Annotated in this window: 21 protein-coding genes and 4 tRNA genes; 19 read left to right on the forward strand and 6 right to left on the reverse strand. The window is 69.8% G+C overall.

Features of this window, described 5'->3' with window-relative positions; translation table 11 throughout:
• Nucleotides 1–213: 213 nt before the first annotated feature.
• Both htpX and IO40_RS0118840 read left to right on the forward strand, forming a co-directional pair.
• A complete protein-coding gene (htpX, locus tag IO40_RS0118835) occupies nt 214–1,080 on the forward strand; it encodes a zinc metalloprotease HtpX (protein ID WP_016473479.1) in 867 nt (288 codons plus the stop codon).
• Nucleotides 1,077–1,481, forward strand: coding sequence for a YccF domain-containing protein (locus IO40_RS0118840; protein WP_016473478.1), 405 nt, complete (start codon nt 1,077–1,079; stop codon nt 1,479–1,481). The genes htpX and IO40_RS0118840 overlap by 4 nt, the downstream gene beginning before the upstream one ends.
• 260 nt (nt 1,482–1,741) lie before the next feature.
• Here IO40_RS0118840 and IO40_RS0118845 read toward each other — a convergent pair whose 3' ends face one another.
• Nucleotides 1,742–2,230 (reverse strand): YajQ family cyclic di-GMP-binding protein, encoded by a 489-nt coding sequence (locus IO40_RS0118845; RefSeq protein WP_016473477.1) that lies wholly within the window; start codon nt 2,228–2,230, stop codon nt 1,742–1,744.
• A 291-nt stretch (nt 2,231–2,521) separates the two neighbouring features.
• On the opposite strand from IO40_RS0118845, the gene IO40_RS0118850 reads away from it, so the two are divergent.
• A tRNA-Tyr gene (locus tag IO40_RS0118850) sits at nt 2,522–2,603 on the forward strand.
• Between the two features lie 92 nt (nt 2,604–2,695).
• Here IO40_RS0118850 and IO40_RS0118855 read toward each other — a convergent pair.
• Nucleotides 2,696–3,376, reverse strand: a complete 681-nt coding sequence (locus tag IO40_RS0118855; RefSeq protein ID WP_016473476.1) for an SDR family oxidoreductase — start codon at nt 3,374–3,376, stop codon at nt 2,696–2,698.
• A gap of 79 nt (nt 3,377–3,455) precedes the next feature.
• Nucleotides 3,456–4,757 carry an amidohydrolase family protein gene (locus tag IO40_RS0118860; RefSeq protein ID WP_016473475.1) on the reverse strand — a complete coding sequence of 434 codons (1,302 nt, stop codon included), beginning with the start codon at nt 4,755–4,757 and terminating at the stop codon, nt 3,456–3,458.
• A 184-nt stretch (nt 4,758–4,941) separates the two neighbouring features.
• Between IO40_RS0118860 and IO40_RS0118865 the strand changes: the two genes are divergently transcribed.
• The 6 genes from IO40_RS0118865 (at nt 4,942) to IO40_RS0118890 (ending at nt 7,683) form a co-directional block, all read left to right on the forward strand.
• Nucleotides 4,942–5,014, forward strand: a tRNA-Thr gene (locus tag IO40_RS0118865).
• 39 nt (nt 5,015–5,053) lie between these two features.
• Nucleotides 5,054–5,126 (forward strand) — tRNA-Met (locus IO40_RS0118870).
• 90 nt (nt 5,127–5,216) lie between these two features.
• Nucleotides 5,217–5,381 (forward strand): 50S ribosomal protein L33, encoded by a 165-nt coding sequence (rpmG, locus tag IO40_RS0118875; RefSeq protein WP_016473474.1) that lies wholly within the window; start codon nt 5,217–5,219, stop codon nt 5,379–5,381.
• A 174-nt stretch (nt 5,382–5,555) separates the two neighbouring features.
• Nucleotides 5,556–6,008, forward strand: a complete 453-nt coding sequence (locus IO40_RS0118880; RefSeq protein WP_016473473.1) for a MaoC family dehydratase N-terminal domain-containing protein — start codon at nt 5,556–5,558, stop codon at nt 6,006–6,008.
• 5 nt (nt 6,009–6,013) lie between these two features.
• Entirely contained in the window at nt 6,014–6,448 is a 435-nt protein-coding gene (locus IO40_RS0118885) for a MaoC family dehydratase (RefSeq protein ID WP_016473472.1), read from the forward strand.
• A gap of 161 nt (nt 6,449–6,609) precedes the next feature.
• On the forward strand, nt 6,610–7,683 hold the full coding sequence (locus IO40_RS0118890) for a UDP-N-acetylmuramate dehydrogenase (RefSeq protein WP_016473471.1): 1,074 nt from the start codon (nt 6,610–6,612) through the stop codon (nt 7,681–7,683).
• A gap of 48 nt (nt 7,684–7,731) precedes the next feature.
• On the opposite strand, the gene IO40_RS0118895 is transcribed toward IO40_RS0118890, so the two are convergent.
• Together IO40_RS0118895 and IO40_RS0118900 are read right to left on the reverse strand one after the other, a co-directional pair.
• The gene (locus IO40_RS0118895) at nt 7,732–8,763 is read right to left on the reverse strand and encodes an adenosine deaminase (protein ID WP_016473470.1); all 1,032 of its coding nucleotides are present in this window, start codon (nt 8,761–8,763) and stop codon (nt 7,732–7,734) included.
• Nucleotides 8,764–8,894: 131 nt separating this feature from the next.
• Nucleotides 8,895–10,133 (reverse strand): pyridoxal phosphate-dependent aminotransferase, encoded by a 1,239-nt coding sequence (locus IO40_RS0118900; RefSeq protein ID WP_016473469.1) that lies wholly within the window; start codon nt 10,131–10,133, stop codon nt 8,895–8,897.
• 192 nt (nt 10,134–10,325) lie between these two features.
• Here IO40_RS0118900 and IO40_RS0118905 point away from each other — a divergent pair.
• From IO40_RS0118905 to IO40_RS0118950, 10 genes are all read left to right on the forward strand, one after another.
• Nucleotides 10,326–10,398 (forward strand) — tRNA-Trp (locus tag IO40_RS0118905).
• A 124-nt stretch (nt 10,399–10,522) separates the two neighbouring features.
• Entirely contained in the window at nt 10,523–10,807 is a 285-nt protein-coding gene (secE, locus tag IO40_RS0118910; protein ID WP_016473468.1) for a preprotein translocase subunit SecE, read from the forward strand.
• A gap of 73 nt (nt 10,808–10,880) precedes the next feature.
• Nucleotides 10,881–11,768, forward strand: coding sequence for a transcription termination/antitermination protein NusG (gene nusG / locus IO40_RS0118915; protein WP_030409068.1), 888 nt, complete (start codon nt 10,881–10,883; stop codon nt 11,766–11,768).
• A gap of 199 nt (nt 11,769–11,967) precedes the next feature.
• Nucleotides 11,968–12,402 (forward strand): 50S ribosomal protein L11, encoded by a 435-nt coding sequence (gene rplK, locus IO40_RS0118920; RefSeq protein WP_016473466.1) that lies wholly within the window; start codon nt 11,968–11,970, stop codon nt 12,400–12,402.
• An 82-nt stretch (nt 12,403–12,484) separates the two neighbouring features.
• Nucleotides 12,485–13,207, forward strand: a complete 723-nt coding sequence (gene rplA, locus IO40_RS0118925; RefSeq protein ID WP_016473465.1) for a 50S ribosomal protein L1 — start codon at nt 12,485–12,487, stop codon at nt 13,205–13,207.
• Between the two features lie 248 nt (nt 13,208–13,455).
• Entirely contained in the window at nt 13,456–14,307 is an 852-nt protein-coding gene (locus IO40_RS0118930) for an SCO4651 family lipoprotein (RefSeq protein ID WP_016473464.1), read from the forward strand.
• Nucleotides 14,308–14,624: 317 nt separating this feature from the next.
• A complete protein-coding gene (gene rplJ, locus IO40_RS0118935; protein ID WP_016473463.1) occupies nt 14,625–15,197 on the forward strand; it encodes a 50S ribosomal protein L10 in 573 nt (190 codons plus the stop codon).
• Between the two features lie 114 nt (nt 15,198–15,311).
• Nucleotides 15,312–15,701 carry a 50S ribosomal protein L7/L12 gene (rplL, locus tag IO40_RS0118940; protein ID WP_016473462.1) on the forward strand — a complete coding sequence of 130 codons (390 nt, stop codon included), beginning with the start codon at nt 15,312–15,314 and terminating at the stop codon, nt 15,699–15,701.
• Between the two features lie 530 nt (nt 15,702–16,231).
• Nucleotides 16,232–19,714: a DNA-directed RNA polymerase subunit beta gene (rpoB, locus tag IO40_RS0118945; RefSeq protein WP_016473461.1), complete on the forward strand. Its 3,483-nt coding sequence runs from the start codon at nt 16,232–16,234 to the stop codon at nt 19,712–19,714.
• 92 nt (nt 19,715–19,806) lie between these two features.
• Nucleotides 19,807–23,706 (forward strand): DNA-directed RNA polymerase subunit beta', encoded by a 3,900-nt coding sequence (locus IO40_RS0118950; protein WP_030409070.1) that lies wholly within the window; start codon nt 19,807–19,809, stop codon nt 23,704–23,706.
• Between the two features lie 116 nt (nt 23,707–23,822).
• On the opposite strand, the gene IO40_RS0118955 is transcribed toward IO40_RS0118950, so the two are convergent.
• Nucleotides 23,823–24,935: a M48 family metalloprotease gene (locus IO40_RS0118955; RefSeq protein ID WP_031175788.1), complete on the reverse strand. Its 1,113-nt coding sequence runs from the start codon at nt 24,933–24,935 to the stop codon at nt 23,823–23,825.
• Nucleotides 24,936–24,963 lie beyond the last annotated feature (28 nt).

Raw genomic sequence — 24,963 nt, forward strand, 5'->3', positions numbered from 1 at the left:
CGCCGCGCACCGACGGCCGCCACCGGCCCGGACGTGCCCGCCCCGGCCGCCGCTCCGACGTGCTCGGACGTGCCGGGACCCGCTCCGACGTGCGGGGAACCGAGAACGGGCGCTCTCCGTTGACGAGGAAGGGAGGGACCACAGGACGGGGGCCACAGCGGGTGGAAGGTCCACCCCGCGCAGGGCCCCGCAGCACCATCTGGAGGGCGTACCGTGCACCGCCGGCACAACGGGCTGAGGACAGCTCTGCTCCTCGGAGGACTGTCCGCTCTCATCATCGTGATCGGGAGCTTCTTCGGTACGACGGGCCTGGTCGTCGCCCTGCTGGTCGCGGTCGGTACCAACGCGTACGCGTACTGGAACAGCGACAAGCTGGCGCTGCGCGCGATGCGGGCCCGCCCGGTGAGCGAGTTCGAGGCCCCGCAGCTCTACCGCATGGTCCGCGAGCTGTCCACGGCCGCCCGGCAGCCCATGCCGCGGCTGTACATCTCTCCCACCCAGGCACCCAACGCGTTCGCCACCGGCCGCAACCCGCGCAACGCGGCCGTGTGCTGCACCGACGGCATCCTGCGCCTCCTCGACGAACGCGAGCTGCGCGGCGTCATCGGCCACGAGCTGAGCCACGTCTACAACCGGGACATCCTCATCTCCTCCGTCGCCGGCGCACTGGCCTCCGTGATCCTCTTCCTGGTCAACTTCGCCTGGCTGATCCCCGTCGGCCGCTCCGACGACGACGAGGGCCCCGGACTGGTCGGCATGCTGCTGATCATGCTGCTGGGACCGGTGGCCGCCTCCCTCATCCAGCTCGCCGTCTCCCGCTCCCGCGAGTACGAGGCGGACGCCTCCGGTGCGCGGCTGACCGGTGACCCCCTCGCCCTGGCCTCCGCCCTGCGCAAACTGGAGGCGGGCACCGCCCAGCTGCCGCTGCCGCCCGAACCCCGGCTGGAGACGGCCAGCCACATGATGATCGCCAACCCGTTCCGGCGCGGAGAAGGCGGCATGACCAAGCTCTTCTCCACACATCCTCCCATCGCCGAGCGTGTCGCCCGGCTGGAGAAGATGGCAGGCTGGCCCGGGTGAAAACCCTTCTCAACCTCATCTGGCTGATCTTCTCCGGACTGTGGATAGCCCTGGGCTACATCTTCGCCGGGCTCATCTGCTGCGTACTGATCATCACCATCCCCTGGGGGCTGGCCTGCTTCCGTATCGCGGCGTACGCGCTGTGGCCGTTCGGCAGGACCGTCGTCCAGCGGCACGACGCGGGTGCCGCCTCCGGCATCGGCAACATCATCTGGCTGATCTTCGCCGGCATCTGGCTCACGCTGGGCCACATCATGCTGGGCATCGGCCTCTGCGTGACCATCATCGGCATCCCCTTCGGCATCGCCCACTTCAAGATGGTGCCGGTCTCGCTGATGCCGCTGGGCCGCGAGATCGTCTCCACCAGCGCCCCCGCCGCGTATCCGCACTACCGCTGGTGAACCGTCTCCGCCGGGCCGCGGACCGCGACGCCCGGACGCGCCGCGCGAGCGGCCCCACCCACGCGGGGCACCCGCGCCCCGCGTGGCCCCGGCGCCCCGCCCCCGGCGAGCGGACGGCCGGAAAGCCGCAGGACCCCGCGTACGGCCGTCGGCCAGGCGCGGGGGCCCGAAGCCGCCGGGCGGCGCCGGGAGCGCCCCCGCGGCACCGCCGCACCACCGCCCACCGCTGAGACCACGCTCAGCGGCAGCGCAGCGGCGGCTCAGCGGTAGTTCACGAACTGGAGCGCGAAGTCGAAGTCCTTGCCCTTCAGCAGCGCGATGACCTCCTGGAGGCTGTCGCGGCTCTTGGAGGTGACCCGCAGCTCGTCCCCCTGCACCTGGGCCTTGACGCCCTTGGGGCCCTCGTCCCGGATCACCTTGGCGACCTTCTTCGCGTTGTCCTGCGAGATGCCCTCCTGGAGCGACGCGGAGATCCGGTACTCCTTCCCGGACGCCTGCGGCTCCCCGGTGTCCAGCGCCTTGAGGGAGATACCGCGCTTGACCAGCTTGGACTGGAAGATGTCGAGCACGGCCTTCACTCGCTCCTCCGAGTTCGCCCGCATCTCGATCCGCTCGCCCGACCACGCGATCGAAGCGCCCACACCCTTGAAGTCGTAGCGCTGGGAGATCTCCTTCGCGGCCTGGTTCAGCGCGTTGTCGACCTCCTGCCGCTCGACCTTCGAGACGATGTCGAAACTGGAGTCGGCCATGGTGAGTTGGCTCCTCGTACATAGATCCGGCAGAAATCGGCCCCGAAGGCCGTGCGCAAAGCCTAGCCACCTGTCCACGCGCCCCCGCGCCGTCACGAACGGCACCGTACGCCGTACGCCGGACCCGACTGCCGGCCCCCGCCCCCACGGCCGATCCCGGCGCCGCGCACCTGTGACGCGCCCCTCCCCGGCCACGGATCAACCGGGTGGCGAACCACCCCCGGCCATCGGGTATGGTTTACCTCGTTGCCACGGCGCACCGCCCCAGGCGGGAGTCGGGCAGCAACCCCAGGCGGTGTGCCCGAGCGGCCAAAGGGAGCAGACTGTAAATCTGCCGGCTCAGCCTTCCTAGGTTCGAATCCTAGCGCCGCCACAGTCGTTCGAAGGCCCCCGTTGCGTGAGCAGCGGGGGCCTTCGGCGTGTGTGGGGGAGCGGGGCCCGCGTCGGGTGCGGGCCCCAAGGGCGTCAGCTGCCCGCCACCCCGGCGACCTCGTCGATCGCCTCGGGGATCGGCATGCGTCCGCCGATCAGTTCCAGCGTGAGGCCCGCGGTGCGGGGCTCGTCCAGGAGGGCGAGCAGGACGGCGGCCACGTCGTCGCGGGTGACCTCGCCGCGGCCGGTCTCGGGGGCGAGGTGGACGCGGCCGGTGCCGGGGCCGTCGGTCAGCCGTCCGGGGCGCAGCACCGTCCAGTCGAGGTTCGTGCGGGCCCGCAGATCGTCGTCGGCGGCGCCCTTCGCCCGCAGGTAGTCGGCGAAGACGGGGTCCATGCCCTCGGGGGTGCCCTGGAGGGAGGCGTCGGCGCTCATGGCGGAGACCATCAGCCAGCGGCGGACCCCGGCCGCCTCGGCGGCGTCCGCGCACAGCACGGCTGCCCCGCGGTCCACCGTGTCCTTGCGTGCGCTGCCGCTGCCCGGTCCGGCGCCGGCGGCGAAGACGACCGCGTCCGCGCCTTCCAGGTGCCGGGCGACCTCGGCGACGTCCGCCGTCTCCAGGTCGCACACGACGGGTTCCGCGCCCGCCGCGAGCAGGTCGCTCGCCTGCTCCGGGCGGCGCACGATGCCCGCCACCTCGTCCCCGCGCCCGGCGAGCAGCCGCTCCAGCCGCAGCGCGATCTGACCGTGTCCACCAGCGATGACTGTGCGCATGTCCCCGACCGTACGCCCCCTGTCCGTCCGGTTCGCGGACCGTGCCCCGGTGCCGGACGCGTGGGTGAGGGAGCGGTGTTCAGCCCTGGGACTGGCGGGGCAGGCCCAGGTCGCGGGTGCCGACCAGGTCGCAGAACTCCCGTACGGCGCTCGTGCGCGCCACCACACGCCCCCGGTGGACGACGATCCTGCTGTACGCGAGGGACAGCGCCCCGGCCAGCTCGGTGCCGCGTACCGCGACCAGTTCGGCGGGGAAGCCGGCCTCCACGCGTACCTCCGGGAGGCCCATGACGGCCCGCGCCCGTGCGCTGACCGCCTCGTAGGCGCTGTGCGGGCGGGCCTCGCCCAGGGAGGCGAGCAGGTAGGCGGCCTCCAGCGGATCGCCCCGCCCGACCTGGTTGGCGGCGTCCCGCAGTGCTCCGCTGCCCGCCGCGACGGTGACCCCGGCCGCCGTCAGCATCCGTACGGGCGCCATCCGGGAGGGGGTGGTGGGGGTGGGGCGTTCCAGGACTCCGCAGTTGCCCTGGGGCAGGCACACCACGCTCACTCCGGCGGCGGCCAGCTGGCCCGCGGCGCGCTGGGCGACCTGGTGGGGCAGCCGGGCCAGGCCGCCGCACGGGCCGATGGCGACCCCGGGGCGCAGCCCGCCGGCCGCCGCGGCGAGCCGGGCCAGCCGTGCGGGGTCGCCGCCGTCGGTGTGCAGGTCGACGGGGCAGCCGTGTTCGGCGGCGATCTCCAGGACGGCCTCCACGTAGCCGCCCGGGTCGGGGTCGAGGTCGGGGCAGCCGCCGACCGCCGAGGCGCCCATTTTCACGGCGTCCCGCAGCATGGCCAGTCCCTCGGCGCCGGCCACGCCGGTCAGCAGCCGGGGGACCGCGACGGCGTTCAGTTCGACGAGACCGCGCAGTGCCCGGCCGGCTTGCAGTACCGCTTCCAGAGAGCGCAGTCCGGCCACGTCGCCGATGTGCACGTGGGTGCGCAGCGCGGTCGCGCCCTGGCCGAGCTGGAGGAGCGCGGCCTCGGTGGCGCGGCGCTGTACGTCCTCGCCGGCCGGTTCGGCTCCGCATCCCGGGCGGACCGGCGCCGGCGGGTCGGCGGTCAGCGCGGTGTCGTAGTGGGCGTGCGGTTCGGCGGGGGCCGGCAGCAGCAGATAGCCGGACAGATCGATCCGGGTGCCCGCGTCCTTGGCGCGGGCGAGGCTGCCGGCGGTGCCGACGGCCTCGATGCGTTCCCCGACGAGCCGTACGTCCACCGTGCGGCCGTCCGCGAGGCGCGCGTCGCACAGCACGAGGGAGTGCCCCGCGCGGGCGGAACAGCGGGAGGCGGCCTCCTGGGAGTCCCGCCCCGCTTTCCCTGGCTCCTGCGGCTCGCTGTCGGTCATCTGGCTCCCACCTTGCATGTGCCCACGAGGGTAGGCGGCGTGGTGGGCGGCGGTGCGGAGGAGACGAATAGTCGTACCGGTGTGGTGCCCCCGGGCGGGTGGGGCGGAGGGGGACGGGGGCACGCGGGGGGTGCGGATACCGATTTCACGTTTGGCGGCGGGACGTGTAATGTCTTCATCGCTCGCCCCAATAGCTCAGTCGGCAGAGCGTCTCCATGGTAAGGAGAAGGTCAACGGTTCGATTCCGTTTTGGGGCTCTGATGTGAGAGATCTTCCGTGGGAGGTCGCCACATCGTGGCGGTGTAGCTCAGTCGGTAGAGCAAGCGGCTCATAATCGCTGTGTCACCGGTTCAAGTCCGGTCACCGCTACTTCACCGACAGTAGCCGGTTGAAAGGTCTGTCCTTCGATCGGCTACTCTTTCTGTGTTAAATCCGTTCGTTCGTCAAGGAGCACTCAACGTGGCTGCCACAGACGTCCGCCCGAAGATCACGCTGGCCTGCGTGGAGTGCAAGGAGCGGAACTACATCACCAAGAAGAACCGGCGCAACAACCCGGACCGGCTCGAAATGAAGAAGTACTGCCCGCGGGACAACCGGCACACCGTGCACCGCGAGACCCGCTGACTTCTTCCGCGTCACGAGGCCGCCCCCGCTCGTCGGGGTCGGCCTCGACCTGTGTCCGGGCACCGGGCCCGGGTCCCCGCACCCGCCCCGTGCGCCCGTACCGCATCGGCTCCCCGCACGGGGAGCCGTGAACCTTTCCGGGAACCGCCACCATTGCCGCAGGAGGCGCCGCCGATGGCACTCGATCAGTCCTTCGTCGGGCGGACGTACCCGCCCAGCCGGCCGTACGAGGTCGGCCGGGAGAAGATCCGCGAGTTCGCGGAGGCCATCGGGGACGACAACCCGGCCTACACCGACGTGGAGGCCGCCAAGGCACTCGGCCACCCGGATGTGATCGCGCCGCCCACCTTCGTGTTCTCCATCACCTTCCGCGAGGTCGAACAGGTGGTGCGGGACCCCAAGCTGGGGCTGGACTGGTCCCGTGTGGTCCACGGGGACCAGCGGTTCGTCTACCGGCGGCCGGTCCGCGCGGGGGATGTGCTCTCCGTCACCTCCACCATCGAGTCGATCAAGTCGCTGGCGGGCAACGACGTGCTGGACGTCCGCGGCGAGGTGCGGGACCCGTCGGGCGAGACGGTCGTCACCGTGCGCAGCAAGCTGGTCGCCCGCGCGGCGGAAGGGGAGTGACGTTCATGACAGCGCAGGTCGCCTACGCCGACGTCGAGCCGGGGACGGAGCTGCCGTCCCGCAGCTTCCCCGTGGACCGCGCCCGGCTGGTGCGCTACGCGGGAGCCTCCGGGGACTTCAACCCGATTCACTGGAACGAGCGGTTCGCCAAGGACGTCGGGCTGCCCGACGTGATCGCGCACGGCATGTTCACCATGGCCGAGGCCGCCCGGGTCGTCACGGACTGGACGGGTGACCCGGGGGCGCTGGTCGAGTACGGCGTGCGCTTCACCAAGCCCGTGGTCGTGCCGGACGACGAGGAGGGCGCGGTCATCGAGGTCGCGGCCAAGGTCGCCAAGAAGCTCGACGACGAGGAGCGCACCGTCCAGATCGATCTGACGGTCACCAGCGCCGGCACCAAGGTGCTGGGCATGTCCCGCGCCGTGGTGCGGCTGGCCTGACCGCCGGGGCCGGCCGGGCAGCCCGCCCCGCGTCGGCCCGGTCGCCCGGTCGCCCGGTCGCCCGGTCACCCGGTCGGCCGGGAAGCTCCCCGCCCGTCGCCCGGCCGGACGAGCACCGGGCCGCAGGCCGGGTCCGGGGCGGTGGCCGTAGTCTGGAGCGCGTGCAGGAACTCCACATTGACCCCGGTGTCCCCCTCGCCTCCCTGGCCCCGCTGACCACGCTGCGTCTGGGCGGGCCCGCGAAGCGGCTGGTCACCGCGACCACCGACGACGAGGTGATCGCGGCGGTCCGCGAGGCCGACGAGAGCGGCACCCCGCTGCTGATCGTCGCCGGCGGCAGCAATCTCGTCATCGCAGACGAGGGCTTCGACGGCACCGTCCTGCGCATCGCCACCCGCGGCTTCGACCTCACCGGCAGCCGGCTGGAGCTGGCCGCCGGGGAGAACTGGTCGAAGGCTGTGGCCCGCACCGTCGAGGCGGGGCTGGCCGGTGTCGAGTGCCTCGCCGGCATCCCCGGCAGCGCGGGCGCCACCCCGATCCAGAACGTCGGTGCCTACGGCCAGGAAGTCTCCAGCACCCTCACCGAGGTCGTCGCCTACGACCGGCGCAGGGGCGAGGTGGTCACCCTCACCAACGCCGAGTGCGACTTCTCCTACCGGCACAGCCGCTTCAAGGCCGACCCGGCCGGCCACGTCGTGCTGCGGGTCCGCTTCACCCTGGAGGACGCGGAGGGCCTCTCCGCGCCGATCCGGTACGCCGAGACGGCCCGGCTGCTCGGGGTCGAGGCCGGTGACCGGGTGCCGGCGGCCCAGGCGCGCGAGGCCGTGCTGCGGCTGCGGGCCGGCAAGGGCATGGTCCTCGACCCGGACGACCACGACACCTGGTCCGCCGGTTCGTTCTTCACCAACCCGATCCTCGACGAGACCGCGTTCGCCGCCTTCGTCGACCGGGTACGGGAGCGGCTCGGCCCCGACGTGGCGCCGCCCGCCTTCCCGGCGGGGGAGGGGCGCACGAAGACCTCGGCGGCCTGGCTGATCGACAAGGCGGGCTTCACCAAGGGGTACGGACAGGGCCCGGCCCGCATCTCCACCAAGCACACCCTGGCTCTGACCAACCGCGGCTCCGCCACCACGGCGGATCTGCTGGCGCTGGCCCGTGAGGTCCGCGACGGGGTGCACGAGGCGTTCGGCGTCACCCTCACCAACGAACCCGTGATGGTCGGCTGCGCACTGTGACACCGCTCGGCGGACGGCAACGGCCCGACCCGCGGCGGCGCGCGGCGGTCAGGGCTTGCCGAGCCAGGCGGTGATGTCGGCCAGGATGCGGCGCCGCAGCTCCTCGGGCATCGAGGCGCCCCGTACCGACTGGCGGGCCAGTTCCGCCAGTTCCTCGTCCGTGAACCCGTGCGCCCGCCGTACGAGTTCGTACTGGGCGGCCAGCCGGGAGCCGAACAGCAGGGGGTCGTCGGCGCCGAGCGCGATCGGTACGCCCGCGTCCCACAGCGCCCGCACCGGCACGTCCTCGGCCTTGTCGTAGACGCCCAGCGCCACGTTGGAGGCGGGGCAGACCTCGCAGGTGACCTGCCGTTCGGCGAGCCGGGCCAGCAGCCAGGGGTCCTCGGCGGCGCGGACGCCGTGGCCGATCCGGGCGGCGCGCAGGTCGTCCAGACAGTCGCGGACACTGCCGGGCCCCGACAGTTCACCGCCGTGCGGCGCGGCCAGCAGTCCGCCGTCCCGTGCGATGGCGAAGGCCCGGTCGAAGTCGCGGGCGAAACCGCGCCGTTCGTCGTTGGACAGACCGAAGCCGACGATGCCGCGGTCCTTGTAGCGCACCGCCAGCCGGGCGAGGGTACGGGCGTCGAGCGGGTGCTTCATCCGGTTGGCCGCGACCAGGACCCGCATGCCGAGTCCGGTCTCGCGGGACGCCGTCTCGACCGCGTCCAGGATGATCTCCAGCGCGGGGATCAGCCCGCCGAGCCGGGGGGCGTAGGAGGTCGGGTCGACCTGGATCTCCAGCCAGCGCGAACCGTCGCGGACGTCCTCCTGCGCGGCCTCGCGGACCAGCCGCTGGATGTCCTCGGGGGACCGCAGACAGGATCTGGCGATGTCGTACAGCCGCTGGAAGCGGAACCAGCCGCGCTCGTCCGTGGCCCGCAGCTTGGGGGGCTCGCCGCCGCTGAGCGCCTCCGGCAGGTGCACGCCGTACTTGTCGGCCAGTTCCAGCAGCGTGGAGGGGCGCATGGACCCGGTGAAGTGCAGGTGCAGATGGGCTTTCGGCAGCGTGCGCAGGTCCCGCTCTCCGGAAGAGTGCAACATCCCAAGATCCTGCCGTATGCGGACGTGTGACAGGTAGCGGGTTCCCTGAAGGGGGCCGTCCCGAAAGCGTGAGCGGGCCGGGGCACCCCGCCCCGGCCCGCTCACGCTTTGGGTGCTCTGCGCCGGCCGCGTCAGTCGCGGGCCTCGGCCAGCAGCTTCTGGATCCGGGAGACGCCCTCGACCAGGTCCTCGTCGCCGAGCGCGTACGAGAGCCGCAGATAGCCGGGCGTGCCGAACGCCTCGCCGGGGACGACCGCGACCTCGACCTCCTCCAGGATCAGCGCGGCCAGCTCGACGCTGGTGGCGGGCCGCTTGCCGCGGATGTCCTTGCCCAGCAGGGCCTTGACCGACGGGTACGCGTAGAAGGCGCCCTCCGGCTCGGGGCAGACCACGCCGTCGATCTCGTTGAGCATCCGCACGATGGTGCGGCGGCGGCGGTCGAAGGCCTCGCGCATCGCGGCGACGGCGTCCAGGTCACCGGAGACGGCGGCCAGGGCGGCCATCTGCGAGACGTTGCTGACGTTCGAGGTGGCGTGCGACTGGAGGTTCGTCGCGGCCTTGACCACGTCCTGCGGGCCGATGACCCAGCCCACGCGCCAGCCCGTCATGGCGTACGTCTTGGCCACGCCGTTGACGATCACGCACTTGTCGCGGAGCTCGGGGACGACCACCGGCATCGAGGAGAACTCGGCGTCGCCGTAGACCAGATGCTCGTAGATCTCGTCGGTGAGCACCCACAGCCCGTGCTCCAGCGCCCAGCGGCCGATCTCCTCGACCTGGGCGCGCGGGTAGACGGCACCGGTCGGGTTGGAGGGGGAGACGAACAGCAGCACCTTGGTCTTCTCGGTGCGCGCGGCCTCCAACTGCTCGACGGAGACGCGGTAGCCGGTCGTCTCGTCGGCGGTGACCTCCACCGGGACGCCGCCCGCCAGCCGGATGGACTCCGGGTAGGTCGTCCAGTACGGCGCCGGGACGATGACCTCGTCGCCCGGGTCCAGCAGGGCCGCGAACGCCTCGTAGATGGCCTGCTTGCCGCCGTTGGTGACGAGGACCTGGGACGCCTCGATGCGGTAGCCGGAGTCGCGGAGCGTCTTGTCGGCGATGGCGGACTTCAGTTCGGGGAGTCCGCCTGCCGGGGAGTAGCGGTGGTTCTTCGGGTCGCGCGCGGCGGTCACCGCGGCCTCGACGATGTAGTCGGGCGTCGGGAAGTCGGGCTCGCCGGCGCCGAAGCCGATGACGGGCCGGCCGGCGGCCTTGAGGGCCTTGGCCTTGGCGTCCACGGCCAGCGTGGCCGACTCGGAGATCGCGCTGATACGGGCCGACAGGCGGCGCTCGGACGGGGGCTGTGCAGGGGGAGTCGCTGCGGTCATACAAGGCATGTTCGCAGACCCGGCGGACCCCGGGCACGGGGGTTTGGCGGCGGCCGGAGCCCATCCTGTTCGACGGCTGGCCGCTGAGCACGTACACTCACACGTCGTCGGCCTTCGCCCACCGCTCACAGTGCGTGTTCCTCACGCACTCCATGCGACGACATGGATGCGGTAGGTTGAGGAGGACACCAAAGGGTCGTAGCTCAATTGGTAGAGCACTGGTCTCCAAAACCAGCGGTTGGGGGTTCGAGTCCCTCCGGCCCTGCTATACACACGTCGCCAAGGTGTGTGCGTGCGTATGTGTTGCAACGACTGAATGCACTGACATTGCACCGCCGTGCGGCCGGGCCGGACGCCGCAGGGCAACGACCCGGATCAGGTGAGGACGAGTGACGGAGATCACGGATACCACCGAGGTCCCCGAGCCCGGAGGGTCGTCCGAGGGCAAGAAGAAGCCCCGTAAGGGCGGTAAGCGGGCGAAGAAGGGCCCCCTCGGCCGCCTCGCGCTCTTCTACCGTCAGATCGTCGCAGAGCTTCGCAAGGTCGTCTGGCCGACGCGGCAGCAGCTCTCCACGTACACGAGCGTGGTGATCGTCTTCGTCATCATCATCATCGCTTTGGTGTTCGTGATTGACTATGGGTTGACCGAAGTCATGAAATACGTCTTCGGCTGACCTCCCGCGCGAAGCCCCCATCGCGGGGCTTTCCGCATGTTCGACCCCTTGAAGCCAGGAAGAAGCAGCCACCGTGTCTGAGCCGAACATGAACGATGCCGTCGAGCCCGCCCAGGGTGACGACACGGCGCGCGACATCGTCGAGGCAGCGGACAGCAGCGTCGACCGGGCGGAAGCCGCCGAGGCCGCTGCCGGTGAGCCCGCCGAGGAGGCCGCTGTCCGCGACGCCGGGGACGCCGCAGCCGACGCCGCCGACGGGGCCGAGGCCGCGGAGGACACGGCCGGCGAGGGTGAAGAGGCTGCCGAGGCCGGCGCCGAGGAGGCCGAGGAGGAGCAGGTCGATCCCGTCGCCCAGCTCCGCGAGGAACTGCGCCACCTGCCCGGCGAGTGGTACGTCATCCACACCTACGCCGGTTACGAGAAGCGCGTGAAGGCCAACCTGGAGCAGCGCGCCGTCTCGCTGAACGTCGAGGACTTCATCTACCAGGCCGAGGTCCCCGAGGAAGAGATCGTCCAGATCAAGAACGGCGAGCGGAAGAACGTCCGGCAGAACAAGCTGCCCGGCTACGTTCTCGTCCGGATGGACCTGACGAACGAGTCCTGGGGCGTCGTCCGCAACACGCCGGGCGTCACGGGCTTCGTCGGCAACGCCTACGACCCGTACCCGCTGACGCTGGACGAGATCGTCAAGATGCTCGCCCCCGAGGCCGAGGAGAAGGCCGCCAAGGCCGCCGCGGCCGACGAGGAGGGCAAGCCGGCCGGTGGTGGCCGCAAGGTCGAGGTCCAGGTGCTCGACTTCGAGGTCGGCGACTCGGTCACCGTCACCGACGGTCCGTTCGCCACCCTCCAGGCGACCATCAACGAGATCAACGCCGACTCGAAGAAGGTCAAGGGCCTCGTCGAGATCTTCGGCCGCGAGACCCCGGTCGAGCTGAGCTTCGACCAGATCCAGAAGAACTGATCCCCGCCGCGTCCGCCCCGCCCACAGCGGTGCGGGCGGCGGGCGAACCCCAGCTTCCGGACAGGTCAGGAAGGGCTCAGGCCCTTCCTGACCTGCTCGGTTTCAAGCCGCAGAACGGTACGGGCTATCGTTGTGCGGTATGCCTCCGCCCGGGTGAAGGGTGGGGGAGAGTCACAACTCACCAGGACCCGGAGAGAACATGCCTCCCAAGAAGAAGAAGGTCGCGGGGCTGATCAAGCTCCAGATCCAGGCCGGCCAGGCGAACCCGGCTCCGCCCGTCGGCCCGGCGCTGGGTCAGCACGGCGTCAACATCATGGAGTTCTGCAAGGCCTACAACGCCGCGACCGAGTCGCAGCGTGGCTGGGTCATCCCGGTGGAGATCACGGTCTACGAGGACCGCTCCTTCGACTTCGTGACCAAGACGCCGCCGGCCGCGAAGATGATCCTCAAGGCCGCGGGCGTGGAGAAGGGCTCCGGCACTCCGCACACCGAGAAGGTCGCGAAGATCACCCGCGAGCAGGTGCGTGAGATCGCCAGCACCAAGATGCCCGACCTCAACGCGAACGACCTGGACCAGGCGGAGAAGATCATCGCCGGTACCGCCCGTTCCATGGGTGTGACCGTCGAGGGCTGACCGCCCCCGACGTTCCCACCGAACCGCCGTGGGAGGGCCAGGCGCTGGCCCGTACCACGACTCCATACCGTCAGGAGCAGCAGTGAAGCGCAGCAAGCACCTCCGCGAAGCGGAAGCGAAGATCGACAGGACGCGGCTGTACGCGCCCCTGGAGGCCGTCCGCCTCGCCAAGGAGACCGCCACGAAGAAGTTCGACTCGACCGTCGAGGTCGCCATGCGTCTGGGTGTCGACCCGCGCAAGGCCGACCAGATGGTCCGCGGCACCGTCAACCTCCCGCACGGCACCGGTAAGACCGCCCGGGTCCTGGTCTTCGCGACCGGTGACCGTGCTGCGGCTGCGGAGGCCGCGGGCGCCGACATCGTCGGCTCCGACGAACTGATCGAGGAGGTCGCCGGCGGCCGTCTCGACTTCGACGCCGTCGTCGCCACCCCGGACCTGATGGGCAAGGTCGGCCGCCTGGGCCGCGTGCTCGGTCCGCGTGGTCTGATGCCGAACCCGAAGACCGGCACCGTCACCCCCGACGTGGCCAAGGCCGTCGGCGACATCAAGGGCGGCAAGATCGAGTTCCGCGTCGACAAGCACGCCAACCTGCACTTCATCATCGGCAAGGCGTCCTTCGGCGAGCAGCAGCTCGTCGAGAACTACGCCGCCGCCCTTGAGGAGATCACCAGGCTGAAGCCCGCCGCGGCGAAGGGCCGGTACATCAAGAAGGCCACCTTCACCACCACGATGGGCCCGGGCGTCCCGGTCGACCCGAACCGCACCCGCAACCTCCTCGTCGAGGAGGACCCGGCCGCGGTCTGATCCGCGACCGGCCCCGCAGGCGCACGGAAGGCCGGTGTCCGCTCCTTGGCGAGCGGGCACCGGCCTTCGCCGTTCCCGGCCCGTACGACCCGCCCTGACGGGCCCTGGCCCCCGACCGCCTGCCGAGGCGGCGGGGACGGGAACCCGTACCGGCACCCGGGGCGTCTGAGCCCTTGCATAAGGTGTCGGTGAAGAGCGGGGGGTCACGGGGTCCTCCGCGCCTGCGAAAAGCGAACAGGGGGAGCCCCATGGGGAAGACCCGCATAGCGGCGGTCGCCGCGGGTGTCGTACTGATGGCGGGCCTGACGGCCTGTGGCAGCGACAAGGGCGACGGTGGCGGGGGCGACGCGAAGGGCGGCGGCGGTTCGCCCGTGCAGGGCGCTTTGGCGGCGCTCCAGAAGGCGTCCAAGGCCACTGACAAGCAGAGCTCCACGGTGGCCGACGGCGAGCAGAAGATGACCGTCGAGGGCAAGCCCGTCACCATGAAGATGAGGGGCCGCTTCGACTGGTCGTCCGGCGGTATGCAGGGCGAGGCGGACATCGTGACCAACGGCACGCCGACCCAGGCGCGCTACCTGTCGGACGCGATGTACTCCAAGCTGCCGCAGCCCGTGCAGGGCAAGCAGTGGATCAAGATGGAGTACGACGCCATGGCCAAGCAGAACGCCAGCGGCGCGCTCCTGAAGGACCAGTTGCAGAACAACAACCCGGCGCGTTCGGTCCAGCTGCTGCTGGCCAGCGGCAAGGTCAAGTCCGCGGGGACCGAGACGGTCCGCGGGCAGAAGGCCACCCGTTACACCGGCACGCTGAGCCTCTCCGAGCTGGTGCGCATGCAGTCCAAGGACTTGTCGGAGTCCGACAAGAAGGCGCTGGAGCAGCAGTTCAAGCAGACCGGCATGGAGTCGGAGAAGATCGATCTGTGGATCGACGAGAACGACCTGCTGGTCAAGAAGCGTGAGGTCGCCGAGGGCTCGGAGTCGCAGATGGAGAACACCGTCTACTACTCCGACTACGGCACCGAGGTCGAGGTGAGCGCCCCGCCGGCCTCGCAGGTCCTGGACGGCTCGCAGGCGAACAGCGGGGGCACCGGCCTCAGCTGAGCACCTTTGCGGGCGCCGGGCCGCGAGCCGGCCGGGCGCCCGGTGCGCGGGCCCGGGAGTGGATTTGGTGCTTCCGGGCCCGTTCGCGTACTCTCGGGACGAAGCCAAAGACCGCTGGTCGTCGTCGTGCGCGTGCAGAGTGCCGACGGCCGAAGGATCCGCTCGCTGCGGACGACCCGCGCAGGTGTTCGTGGAAGCCACTCCCGTCGTGCCGTGCGTACGGCGGTCGAGTCACGCCCCATGCGCCCTGCGCTGGGGCGTTCGTCGTGTTCAGCCCCTTCCGAGCGGTCCTCATCACCGGAAGGAGGCCGAGGCTCATGGCGAGGGAACAGGTCGCGCCTGACAAGATCGCAGCCGTTGAGGAGATCACGAACAAGTTCCGTGACTCCAGCGCCGCTGTGGTCACCGCGTACACCGGACTCTCCGTGGCCCAGCTCAAGGAGCTGCGCCGTGCGCTCGGTGACAACGCTCAGTACCGTGTGGTGAAGAACACGCTGACCAAGATCGCGGCCAAGGAAGCCGGGATCACCGAGCTGGACGAGTACCTTTCGGGCTCGTCGGCTGTCGCCTTCGTGACCGGTGACCCGGTCGAGGCGGCGAAGGGTCTTCGTGACTTCGCCAAGGAGAACCCCGCCCTCGTGATCAAGGGCGGCATCGTCGACGGCGCGCTGTACGGCGCCGACGACCTCAACAAGCTCGCGGACCTCGAGTCCCGCGAGGTGCTGCTCGCCAAGCTGGCCGGTGGCATGAAGGCGTCCATGGCCAAGGCCGCGGCGACCTTCCAGGCCCCGCTCTCGAAGTTCGTCCGCACTGCGGACGCGCTTCGCAGCAAGGTCGAAGAGCAGGGCGGTGCCGACACCACGGCTCCCGCCGAGGCCGAGGCCGAGTAACCGGTACGCGCGCAGGCGCGCTCCGGGTGCTCGCCGCACTCGGTCGCAGCGGGCCGTGAGCCCGCCGACATATCGATCCGGCACCAGCCGACTTAAGTGGAAGGACCCGCAACCATGGCGAAGCTCAGCCAGGACGAACTGCTCGCCCAGTTCGAGGAGATGACCCTCATCGAGCTCTCCGACTTCGTGAAGAAGTTCGAGGAGAAGTTCGACGTCGAGGCCGCCGCCCCGGCCGCCGCCGTTGTCGCCGCGCCGGCCCAGGGTGGCGGCGAGGGTGGCGCCGAGCCGGAGAAGGACGAGTTCGACGTCATCCTCACCGGCGCCGGCGACAAGAAGATCCAGGTCATCAAGGTCGTGCGTGAGCTGACCTCCCTGGGTCTGAAGGAGGCCAAGGAGCTCGTGGACAGCACCCCGAAGCCGGTCCTCGAGAAGGTCGCCAAGGACGCCGCCGACAAGGCCAAGGAGTCCCTCGAGGGCGCCGGCGCCAGCGTCGAGGTCAAGTGACCCCAGCTCGTCGGGTCACCGGCCCGCCGAGTCACCACGCAGTACCGTCGGCCACCCTCGCGGGGTAGGCCGGCAGCGGAGGGCGATCACCCAGACGGGTGGTCGCCCTCCGGCGTTGCCGGAGCGGTCGCGGCACCCGACGGCGACGACGGGTATGGTGATCTTCGTTGCTCCTGGGGGCCTTGACGAACGGCACGCAGCGCGCAATTCTCGGGACGCGTCGTCACATCGATCCGATTCCGAGGCATGGATCGTGGGCGAAGCGGGAAGTGTTGCGGCAGGCACGCAGCACCACAGCCAAGCACGTCCGTCCCGGCGTATCGAGGCCGCCGGGGACGGGGGCGGAACGAGAAGAACAATCGCAGGAGGAGGAGACCGGGGCGTGAGCCGGTTTCCCGAAATCCTTTCTGGACATCAGTGGGTCTTGTGGCTACACTGACCCTTTGCGCTGCCTATTAGCTGCCCCCCTGCCCGTCACCAGGGGCGCCGGTACGCGTGTAGAGAGTCCGAGCCCTCGGAAGGACCCCCTCTTGGCCGCCTCGCGCACTGCCTCGACTGCCAATTCGAACAACGGCGCCAGCACTGCCCCGCTGCGTATCTCTTTTGCGAAGATCAAGGAACCCCTCGAGGTTCCGAACCTGCTCGCGCTCCAGACCGAGAGCTTCGACTGGCTGCTCGGCAACGACGCCTGGAAGGAACGCGTCGAGGCCGCGCTGGAGAGTGGACAGGACGTCCCCACCAAGTCCGGTCTGGAAGAGATCTTCGAGGAGATCTCCCCGATCGAGGACTTCTCCGGGTCGATGTCGCTGACCTTCCGCGACCACCGGTTCGAGCCGCCGAAGAACTCCATCGACGAGTGCAAGGAGCGCGACTTCACCTACGCCGCGCCGCTCTTCGTCACCGCCGAGTTCACCAACAACGAGACCGGTGAGATCAAGTCCCAGACGGTCTTCATGGGCGACTTCCCGCTCATGACCGACAAGGGCACCTTCGTGATCAACGGCACCGAGCGTGTCGTCGTCACCCAGCTCGTCCGGTCCCCGGGCGTCTACTTCGACTCCTCCATCGACAAGACGTCCGACAAGGACATCTACTCCGCCAAGGTCATCCCCTCCCGGGGTGCCTGGCTGGAGATGGAGATCGACAAGCGCGACATGGTCGGTGTCCGCATCGACCGCAAGCGCAAGCAGTCCGTGACCGTGCTGCTCAAGGCGCTCGGCTGGACGAACGAGCAGATCCTCGAGGAGTTCGGCCAGTACGAGTCGATGCGCGCCACCCTGGAGAAGGACCACACCCAGGGCCAGGACGACGCGCTGCTCGACATCTACCGCAAGCTGCGTCCGGGCGAGCCGCCGACCCGTGAGGCCGCGCAGACGCTGCTGGAGAACCTCTACTTCAACCCGAAGCGCTACGACCTGGCCAAGGTCGGCCGGTACAAGATCAACAAGAAGCTCGGCGGCCACGAGCCGCTGGACTCCGGCGTGCTGACCACCGCCGACATCATCGCCACGATCAAGTACCTGGTGAAGCTGCACGCCGGCGAGACCGAGGCCACCTCGGCCGAGGGCGACACGATCGTCATCGAGACCGACGACATCGACCACTTCGGCAACCGCCGTCTGCGCAACGTCGGCGAGCTGATCCAGAACCAGGTCCGTACGGGTCTGGCGCGTATGGAGCGGGTCGTCCGCGAGCGGATGACGACGCAGGACGTCGAGGCGATCACGCCGCAGACGCTGATCAACATCCGGCCGGTCGTCGCCTCCATCAAGGAGTTCTTCGGCACCAGCCAGCTGTCGCAGTTCATGGACCAGACCAACCCGATCTCGGGTCTGACCCACAAGCGCCGTCTCAACGCGCTGGGCCCGGGTGGTCTGAGCCGTGAGCGGGCCGGCTTCGAGGTCCGTGACGTGCACCCCTCGCACTACGGCCGCATGTGCCCGATCGAGACGCCGGAAGGCCCGAACATCGGTCTGATCGGTTCGCTGGCCTCCTACGGCCGGGTGAACCCCTTCGGCTTCGTCGAGACGCCGTACCGCAAGGTCGTCGACGGCACCGTCACCGACGAGGTGCACTACCTCACGGCGGACGAAGAGGACCGGTTCGTGATCGCCCAGGCGAACGCGCCGCTCACCGACGACATGCGGTTCGCCGAGGACCGGGTGCTGGTCCGCCGCCGTGGCGGCGAGGTCGACCTGATCCCGGGCGACGACGTGGACTACATGGACGTCTCGCCGCGCCAGATGGTGTCGGTCGCGACCGCCATGATCCCCTTCCTGGAGCACGACGACGCCAACCGTGCGCTGATGGGGTCGAACATGATGCGGCAGGCCGTGCCGCTCATCAAGGCCGAGGCGCCGCTGGTCGGCACCGGCATGGAGTACCGCTGCGCGGTCGACGCCGGTGACGTCATCAAGGCCGAGAAGGACGGTGTCGTCCAGGAGGTCTCCGCGGACTACATCACGGTGGCCAACGACGACGGCACCTACACCACCTACCGGGTCGCCAAGTTCACCCGCTCCAACCAGGGCACCTCCTTCAACCAGAAGGTGCTCGTGGACGAGGGCGCCCGCGTCATCGAGGGCCAGGTGCTGGCCGACGGTCCGTCCACCGACAAGGGTGAGATGGCGCTCGGCAAGAACCTGCTCGTGGCCTTCATGCCGTGGGAGGGCTACAACTACGAGGACGCGATCATCCTCTCCCAGCGGCTGGTGCAGGACGACGTCCTCTCCTCGATCCACATCGAGGAGCACGAGGTCGACGCCCGTGACACCAAGCTGGGTCCGGAGGAGATCACCCGGGACATCCCGAACGTCTCCGAGGAGGTCCTGGCCGACCTCGACGAGCGCGGCATCATCCGCATCGGCGCCGAGGTCGAGGCCGGCGACATCCTCGTCGGCAAGGTCACCCCGAAGGGTGAGACGGAGCTGACCCCGGAGGAGCGGCTGCTGCGCGCGATCTTCGGTGAGAAGGCCCGTGAGGTCCGTGACACCTCGCTGAAGGTGCCGCACGGCGAGACCGGCAAGGTCATCGGCGTCCGCGTCTTCGACCGCGAGGAGGGCGACGAGCTGCCCCCGGGCGTGAACCAGCTGGTGCGCGTATACGTGGCGCAGAAGCGCAAGATCACCGACGGTGACAAGCTCGCTGGCCGGCACGGCAACAAGGGCGTCATCTCCAAGATCCTGCCGGTCGAGGACATGCCGTTCCTGGAGGACGGCACCCCGGTCGACATCATCCTCAACCCGCTGGGTGTCCCCTCCCGGATGAACCCGGGCCAGGTCCTGGAGATCCACCTCGGCTGGCTGGCCTCCCAGGGCTGGAAGGTCGAGGGCGCCGAGGAGTGGATGCAGCGCCTCAAGGCCATCGGCGCGGACGACGTCGCACCGCGGACCAACGTGGCGACGCCGGTCTTCGACGGTGCCCGCGAGGACGAGATCGCCGGTCTGTTCGAGGCCACGCTGCCGAACCGGGACGGCGACCGCATGGTGCAGCCCTCCGGCAAGGCCCAGCTGTTCGACGGCCGCTCCGGCGAGCCGTTCCCGGACCCGATCTCGGTCGGGTACATGTACATCCTCAAGCTGCACCACCTGGTCGACGACAAGCTGCACGCCCGTTCGACCGGCCCGTACAGCATGATCACCCAGCAGCCGCTGGGTGGTAAGGCCCAGTTCGGCGGCCAGCGCTTCGGTGAGATGGAGGTGTGGGCCCTGGAGGCGTACGGCGCCGCGTACGCGCTGCAGGAGCTGCTCACCATCAAGTCCGACGACGTCACCGGACGCGTGAAGGTCTACGAGGCCATCGTCAAGGGCGAGAACATCCCCGAGCCGGGGATTCCCGAGTCCTTCAAGGTGCTCATCAAGGAGATGCAGTCGCTCTGCCTCAACGTCGAGGTGCTGTCCTCCGACGGCATGTCGATCGAGATGCGCGACACCGACGAGGACGTCTTCCGCGCCGCGGAGGAGCTCGGAATCGACCTGTCCCGGCGCGAGCCGAGCAGCGTCGAAGAGGTCTGACGGAGTCGGCCGGGGCCGCATCCGCTGTGCCCCGGCCCTCCCCGCGACCCGTTCAGACCATTGACATACGACCCTGAGAGGGATTGACGAGAGTGCTCGACGTCAACTTCTTCGACGAACTGCGAATCGGCCTTGCCACCGCTGACGACATCCGCCAGTGGTCGCACGGCGAGGTCAAGAAGCCGGAGACCATCAACTACCGCACCCTCAAGCCCGAGAAGGACGGACTCTTCTGCGAGAAGATCTTCGGCCCCACCCGGGACTGGGAGTGCTACTGCGGCAAGTACAAGCGCGTCCGCTTCAAGGGCATCATCTGTGAGCGCTGCGGCGTCGAGGTGACCCGCGCCAAGGTGCGCCGTGAGCGGATGGGCCACATCGAGCTGGCAGCCCCCGTCACCCACATCTGGTACTTCAAGGGCGTCCCCTCCCGGCTGGGCTACCTGCTCGACCTGGCGCCGAAGGACCTGGAGAAGGTCATCTACTTCGCGGCGTACATGATCACGTACGTCGACGAGGAGCGCCGCCAGCGCGACCTGCCCTCCCTGGAGGCGCACGTCGGCGTGGAGCGCCAGCAGATCGAGCAGCGCCGTGACGCCGATCTGGAGGCCCGCGCCAAGAAGCAGGAGAGCGACCTGGCCGAGCTGGAGGCCGAGGGCGCCAAGGCGGATGTGCGCCGCAAGGTGCGCGAGGGCGCCGAGCGCGAGATGAAGCAGATCCGCGACCGGGCGCAGCGCGAGCTGGACCGCCTGGACGAGGTGTGGAACCGCTTCAAGAACCTCAAGGTGCAGGACCTGGAGGGCGACGAGCTGCTCTACCGCGAGCTGCGCGACCGCTTCGGGACCTACTTCGACGGCTCCATGGGCGCCGCTGCCCTGCAGAAGCGCCTGGAGACCTTCGACCTGGAGGAGGAGGCGGAGAAGCTCCGCGAGGTCATCCGCACCGGCAAGGGCCAGAAGAAGACCCGTGCGCTGAAGCGGCTGAAGGTCGTCTCCGCGTTCCTGCAGACCAGCAACAGCCCCAAGGGCATGGTGCTGGACTGCGTCCCGGTGATCCCGCCGGACCTGCGTCCGATGGTGCAGCTGGACGGTGGCCGCTTCGCGACCTCCGACCTGAACGACCTGTACCGCCGCGTCATCAACCGCAACAACCGGCTGAAGCGTCTGCTGGACCTCGGTGCGCCCGAGATCATCGTGAACAACGAGAAGCGGATGCTCCAGGAGGCCGTCGACGCCCTGTTCGACAACGGCCGCCGCGGCCGTCCGGTCACCGGGCCGGGCAACCGTCCGCTCAAGTCGCTGTCCGACATGCTCAAGGGCAAGCAGGGCCGCTTCCGGCAGAACCTGCTCGGCAAGCGCGTCGACTACTCGGCCCGTTCCGTGATCGTCGTCGGCCCGCAGCTGAAGCTGCACCAGTGCGGTCTGCCCAAGGCGATGGCGCTGGAGCTGTTCAAGCCGTTCGTGATGAAGCGCCTGGTCGACCTGAACCACGCGCAGAACATCAAGAGCGCCAAGCGCATGGTCGAGCGTGGCCGCACCGTGGTGTACGACGTCCTCGAAGAGGTCATCGCCGAGCACCCGGTGCTGCTGAACCGTGCGCCGACGCTGCACCGCCTCGGTATCCAGGCGTTCGAGCCGCAGCTGGTCGAGGGCAAGGCCATTCAGATCCACCCGCTCGTGTGCACCGCGTTCAACGCGGACTTCGACGGTGACCAGATGGCCGTGCACCTGCCGCTGTCCGCGGAGGCGCAGGCCGAGGCCCGCATCCTGATGCTGTCGTCGAACAACATCCTCAAGCCGGCCGACGGCCGGCCGGTGACGATGCCGACGCAGGACATGGTCCTGGGTCTGTTCTTCCTCACCACCGACGAGGAGCAGCGGGAGACCAAGGGCGACGGCCGGTCGTTCAACTCCACCGCGGAAGCGATCATGGCGTTCGACGCCGGGGAGCTGTCGCTCCAGGCGAAGGTCGACATCCGCTTCCCGGCCGGTACGGTCCCGCCGCTGGGCTGGACCCCGCCGGCGCCGGCGGAGGGCGAGCCCGAGTGGCAGCCCGGTGACCCGTTCCGGCTGCGCACCTCGCTGGGCCGCGCGCTCTTCAACGAGCTGCTGCCCGACGAGTACCCGTTCGTCGACTACACGGTGGGCAAGAAGCAGCTCTCCCAGATCGTCAACGACCTGGCCGAGCGCTACCCGAAGGTCGTCGTCGCCGCGGCGCTCGACAACCTGAAGTCGGCCGGTTACTTCTGGGCGACCCGTTCGGGTGTGACCATCGCGATCTCGGACGTCGTCGTCCCGGACGCCAAGCCGGAGATCATCGCCGGTTACGAGGCGCAGGACGAGAAGGTCCAGAAGCAGTACGAGCGCGGTCTGATCACCAAGGACGAGCGCACGCAGGAGCTCATCGCCATCTGGACCAAGGCGACGAACGACGTCTCCGAGGCGATGAACGACAACTTCCCGAAGACGAACCCGATCTTCATGATGGTGGACTCGGGCGCCCGAGGGAACATGATGCAGATGCGTCAGATCGCCGGTATGCGTGGTCTGGTGTCGAACGCGAAGAACGAGACCATCCCGCGGCCCATCAAGGCGTCGTTCCGTGAGGGTCTCTCCGTGCTGGAGTACTTCATCTCCACGCACGGTGCCCGTAAGGGTCTCGCCGACACCGCCCTGCGTACCGCGGACTCGGGTTACCTCACCCGTCGTCTGGTCGACGTCTCCCAGGACGTGATCATCCGCGAGGAGGACTGCGGCACCGACCGCGGCCTCAAGCTGACGATCGCCTCCAAGGGCGCCGACGGCGTGCTGCGCAAGGCCGAGGACGTCGAGACCAGTGTGTACGCGCGCTGCCTCGCCGAGGACATCGTCGTCGACGGCATGGTGCTGGCCCCGGCCGGCACCGACCTGGGCGACGTGCTCATCGACGAGCTGGTCCGGCACGGGGTGGAGACCGTCAAGACGCGCTCCATCCTCACCTGCGAGTCGCAGGTCGGCACCTGCGCCATGTGCTACGGCCGCTCCCTGGCCACCGGCAAGCTGGTCGACATCGGCGAGGCCGTCGGCATCATCGCCGCCCAGTCGATCGGTGAGCCCGGCACCCAGCTGACGATGCGTACCTTCCACACCGGTGGTGTGGCCGGTGACGACATCACCCAGGGTCTGCCGCGTGTGGTCGAGCTGTTCGAGGCCCGTACCCCCAAGGGCGTCGCGCCGATCTCCGAGTCGGCCGGCCGGGTCCGTATCGAGGAGACGGAGAAGACCAAGAAGGTCATCGTCACCCCGGACGACGGCTCGGACGAGACCTCCTACAGCGTCTCCAAGCGCGCCCGTCTGCTGGTGGGCGAGGGCGACCACGTCGCCGTCGGCCAGAAGCTGACCGTCGGTACGGAGAACCCGCACGACGTGCTCCGCATCCTCGGCCAGCGCGCCGTCCAGGTCCACCTGGTCGGCGAGGTCCAGAAGGTCTACAACTCGCAGGGTGTGTCGATCCACGACAAGCACATCGAGATCATCATCCGGCAGATGCTGCGCCGCGTGACGATCATCGAGTCGGGCGACGCCGAGCTGCTGCCCGGCGAGCTGGTGGAGCGCACCAAGTTCGAGTCGGAGAACCGCCGTGTGGTCCAGGAGGGCGGCCAGCCGGCCTCCGGCCGTCCGCAGCTGATGGGTATCACCAAGGCCTCGCTGGCCACGGAGTCCTGGCTGTCGGCGGCGTCCTTCCAGGAGACGACCAGGGTCCTGACCGACGCGGCGATCAACGCCAAGTCGGACTCCCTGATCGGCCTCAAGGAGAACGTCATCATCGGTAAGCTCATCCCGGCCGGTACGGGTCTGTCCCGCTACCGCAACATCCGGGTCGAGCCGACCGAGGAGGCGAAGGCCGCGATGTACTCGGCCGTCGGCTACGACGACATCGACTACTCGCCCTTCGGCACCGGCTCCGGCCAGGCGGTCCCGCTGGAGGACTACGACTACGGTCCGTACAACGCCTGAGCGGGCTGAGGCCCGGCAGGTCCGTTCAGCGGCCTTGACGCGCTGAGAGGGCGGTCACACCTTCGGGTGTGGCCGCCCTTCGGCGTGTCCGGACAGCGCTCCCCGCCCCGCGCTCCTCAGCGCCCCGGTTCCAGATAGGGCTGAAGGTGGTGCAGCCGCGTGAAGTGGTCGGGGTGAGTGTCCAGCAGCCGTGCGAGTGCACCCCGCCGGTCCGTTGGCCGGGCGCCGACGGGCTGGTGACCGAACGCGCCGGCCGGGGCCCTGCCGGGGTGGGGGAAGCCCGGGTGCAGGCCGCCGGGTGCCCAGCCGGCGGCACCGTACGGGGGCGGTGCCGGCTGTTCGGGGGGCGCGGTGAGCCGCAGCACCTCGGCGAGCATCGGTGCGAAGCCCAGCGCCGCGGCGTGCTGGTCCGCGCGCAGTTCGGCCCTGCGTCCGACCGCCGCCAGCAGGTACGGCAGCACGGGCAGCAGCAGTGGCAGCCCGTACAGCGAGGTCAGCGTGGCGTAGGCCAGCGAGGCGAGGACCAGCAGCGCGGCGAGCGGGACGAGCAGGAAGAAGCAGCCGAAGCGGGCGAGGTTCCCGGTGGCCCGCAGCAGGCCGCTCAGCACCAGTCGGCACGCCCGCAGCGCGATGCGCCCCGGGACGGAGTACCAGAAGCCCAGCAGCGAGGACCAGGCGTGGCCGCCGGTGTGGTGCCCCAGTTCGTGCGCGAGCACTGCGGCGAGTTGGCCCGAGGGGATCTGGTGCAGCGCATAACTGGTCACCCCGACGATGTGTCCCGCGGCGGCCACGGCGTTGAGGTCCTGGCTGTCCTCGACCCACAGCTGGTAGGCCCGTCCGTCGACGCCGGCACGCGCCGTGACCTCTCGCCAGACCGGTTCCAGCCGGGCCCTCTCCCAGGGCGAGGGGTGGCGCAGCCCCAGCAGGCGGCGTGCCAGTACCGCTTCCGTGGGCCTGTGGAACACGAGCGCTCCGCTCAGCAGCCATGCGGCCACCAGGACGAACCACAGGCCGTCGAGCAGAAGCGAGCACAGCAGGACGACGAGCAGGCTGCCCAGCATGTGCGGGAGGTGCAGCACAAGACGTCCGACCGCGGTGGCGTCCATCCCGCGCTGGTGCCGGGCGAGGTGGATGCGTCGCGGTGCGAAGTCCATCTCGTGCGGATGGCGGGGTGGATGTTTGGGAGGCGGCGGGACCGTCGGCCGGGTGGGGTCGGGCGGCTGCGTCATGGTGAACCACTCCTCGGTGGGTACCGGC

This window comes from Streptomyces albus subsp. albus, assembly GCF_000725885.1.
Classification (GTDB): Bacteria; Actinomycetota; Actinomycetes; order Streptomycetales; family Streptomycetaceae; genus Streptomyces; species Streptomyces albus.

Bases quoted from the DNA above. Each gene is read 5' to 3' on its own strand.
- IO40_RS0118845 (WP_016473477.1), bottom strand. From the start codon at position 2,230: ATGGCCGACTCCAGTTTCGACATCGTCTCGAAGGTCGAGCGGCAGGAG.
- IO40_RS0118855 (WP_016473476.1), bottom strand. From the start codon at position 3,376: ATGCGCACAGTCATCGCTGGTGGACACGGTCAGATCGCGCTGCGGCTG.
- IO40_RS0118860 (WP_016473475.1), bottom strand. From the start codon at position 4,757: ATGACCGACAGCGAGCCGCAGGAGCCAGGGAAAGCGGGGCGGGACTCC.
- IO40_RS0118880 (WP_016473473.1), top strand. From the start codon at position 5,556: ATGGCACTCGATCAGTCCTTCGTCGGGCGGACGTACCCGCCCAGCCGG.
- IO40_RS0118885 (WP_016473472.1), top strand. From the start codon at position 6,014: ATGACAGCGCAGGTCGCCTACGCCGACGTCGAGCCGGGGACGGAGCTG.
- IO40_RS0118895 (WP_016473470.1), bottom strand. From the start codon at position 8,763: ATGTTGCACTCTTCCGGAGAGCGGGACCTGCGCACGCTGCCGAAAGCC.
- IO40_RS0118900 (WP_016473469.1), bottom strand. From the start codon at position 10,133: ATGACCGCAGCGACTCCCCCTGCACAGCCCCCGTCCGAGCGCCGCCTG.
- rplK (WP_016473466.1), top strand. From the start codon at position 11,968: ATGCCTCCCAAGAAGAAGAAGGTCGCGGGGCTGATCAAGCTCCAGATC.
- IO40_RS0118930 (WP_016473464.1), top strand. From the start codon at position 13,456: ATGGGGAAGACCCGCATAGCGGCGGTCGCCGCGGGTGTCGTACTGATG.
- rplJ (WP_016473463.1), top strand. From the start codon at position 14,625: ATGGCGAGGGAACAGGTCGCGCCTGACAAGATCGCAGCCGTTGAGGAG.
- rplL (WP_016473462.1), top strand. From the start codon at position 15,312: ATGGCGAAGCTCAGCCAGGACGAACTGCTCGCCCAGTTCGAGGAGATG.
- IO40_RS0118955 (WP_031175788.1), bottom strand. From the start codon at position 24,935: ATGACGCAGCCGCCCGACCCCACCCGGCCGACGGTCCCGCCGCCTCCC.